The sequence below is a fragment of the Actinomadura geliboluensis genome (assembly GCF_005889745.1).
In the GTDB taxonomy this organism is placed as follows: Bacteria; Actinomycetota; Actinomycetes; order Streptosporangiales; family Streptosporangiaceae; genus Spirillospora; species Spirillospora geliboluensis.
Genome location: NZ_VCKZ01000673.1, coordinates 1 through 2,482, shown reverse-complemented (window position 1 = coordinate 2,482; position 2,482 = coordinate 1). Strand labels below are relative to the sequence as shown.

Genomic DNA, 2,482 nt, shown 5'->3' with positions numbered 1-2,482 from the left:
AGGGCCAGAAGACCTACGGGTGGGCCGAAGCCCTCAACGAACTCGCCGACGCCTACCCAGACCGCATCCAGTAAAGACAACCAGACCCACAACAAGATCATCTTTACACACTTCGAGTTACAGGCTCGGTGCTCCCGGGCGTCCGCGCGTATTAGTCGTCCAGTTAGTCGTCTTCGTCGTCGGCGTCGGGGTCACGGAGTTCGCGGACGCCGGCCGGGCCGAGATCGGGGGCGGTGAAGGTGTAGGTGCCGATCACGTTGATGTGCTTGCGGCCGAACGGCGAGAGCCGGACGACGTCCTCGGCCAGCAGCGGGTAGCCGCCGGCGTGCAGCTGGTCCAAGGCGCGGTCGATGTAGAAGGTGTTCCACAGCGTGATGCAGTTCAGCACCAGGCCGAGGGCGCCGAGCTGGTCTTCCATGCCTTTGTAGTAGCGCTGGTAGATCTCGCCCTTGCGGCCGTGGAAGACCTTGCCGGCCAGGGCGTGCCGGGATTCCTGCAGGTTGCGGACGCCCTTGATGTCGCGGCGGTAGGGCTCCTCGACGGCGTAGGTGAGGATGTGCAGCGTCTTGAAGATCCGGCCGTAGTGCGCGATCGCCTCGCCGAGCTGGGTGGGGTTGCCGTCGCGCTGGAGCATCTTCATCACGTCGTGCGCGCGGACCTGCCCGGTGTAGATCGACACCACCACACGCAGGATGTCGTGCCAGTGCCGGGCGATTTTGTCCAGGTCGATGCGGCCGCGGGCGAACCGGACCAGCGGCCCGTAGTCGGCGTCCTGGATCCGCCAGCCCTTCTGATCGGGCAGGTCGGCCAGCGCGGGCCGGTACTGCATGCCCAGCAGATGGACCAGGCCGAACACGACATCAGAGTAGGAACCGGTATCGGTCACGATGACCTCGGGACGGCGGCCGCCGTCGCGGCGGAACAGCACGTCGATCATGTGCAGCGAGTCGCGGACCGTACCGGTGACCACCTTCGCGCCGAGCCCGATACCCTGGTCGTTGATCATGTTGAGCCAGGTCAGACCGCGTTTAGGGCCGAAGTACTTGCGGTTGGGACGGGTATAGATCGAGGGGACCGGCACCACGAACCGCATCCCGTCGATCGCGGCGACCAGCCCGCCGCCCAGCTGCCGGGCGAAGCCGATCCCGGCCTGCGCGTCGATGAGCGGGGCGTTGGCGGCCGAGAACGTCTCGGCCGACAGGTAGTTCTGCGCCACATGCGACAACCGCGCACGCTCCAGCGCCGCGGTGCCGGGCTTGGTCACCGGCGCATACCCGATGTTGAGCGCCTGGGAGATCAGGCACGCCGCGACCGACACCTCGAAGTCGGCCAGCTTGCTCGTGCCGCCGGCCACCGAGATGAACGCCTCCTCGAACCCCCGCACGCGGCCCATCACCTCCAGCAGCAGCTCGGGCAGGTCCACCCGCGGCAGCATCCCGGCCACCCGCCTGCGCAGGTCGCTCAGCGACGCCGGGTCGGGCAGCGCCACCAGCTTGGCCACGTGCAGCCGGCCCTCGTCATCGACGCTCAGGCCAGACTCGCCGCCGATCCGGCCCGACACGTCCCGCAACGCCATGTGCAGCACCATCGCGTGCTCGGCCAACAGCGTGCCCGGGGCCTCGGGCAGCCGCAGGTCGGTCAGCGCCGGGCCCCTGGCCGCCCGCCAGGCGTCCCCCGCCAGCAGCTGCGCGCGCGGGTCCCGCCACCGCGCCGACGCCTGCGCGTAGATGTCGCGGCGCTTGAGATGACGGTGGAACTGGGTCAGCACGCACACGGTGTAGGCGTTCTTATCGACCGTGCTGCCGTGCGCGCCGGGCCGGTGAACCAGCCGCTTCCACGACCCCGACACCAGGCCGGCGTCGATGTCGGCCGCGGTGACCTTCTTCTTGCGGCCGTCCAGCAGCCGCGGCAGCGCCTTGGTGGCCTCCAGCACCCGGGCCGCCTCGGCGGTCGCACCGAACTCGATCACCGTGGTGAGGGTCTTCAAGAACCCCGACACCGTGGCGATCCGCTCGGCCAGCAGCGCCCGCATCGGCCCGTCATCGTCGGCCTCGGGCGGCGGCACCATCTCGGTCACCGCCGCCACCGCCGTCCTCAGCTCCCGGCGCGGCACCACCGCGTCGATCGACTCCCACACCTGCTCCAGCGACAGTTCCTCGCCGTACTCGGTGACCTCCAGCAGCATCTCCACCGCGGCCGCCAGCACCGCCGAGTGCCGCGCCAGCCTCGGATGCTGGCGGGCACGTTCCTTGCTGGTCGCCGTCTCGGCCTTGCCGATCAGCTCGGTCGTCATCAGCAGATCCAGCAGGTCCAGGCAGTCATCCACCGACTTGCCCTCCAGGTAGATGACCGTGGCCAGCAGCGTGGCCAGCTGCCGCGAGGGGCCATGCCGCCGCAACGTGGTCGCGGTCGCGCCCATCCCGTAGCGGGCCAGGTCCACCAGCCGCCGCTGCGGCACCTCCGCCGGCAACTCCACCGACCC

Annotated in this window: 1 protein-coding gene; it reads right to left on the bottom strand. The window is 69.5% G+C overall.

Annotated features, from left to right (window positions below; all coding sequences use genetic code 11):
- Nucleotides 1-163: 163 nt before the first annotated feature.
- The coding region (locus ETD96_RS43340) for a Tn3 family transposase (RefSeq protein ID WP_138642283.1) at nucleotides 164-2,482 on the bottom strand (2,319 nt) is incomplete at its 5' end.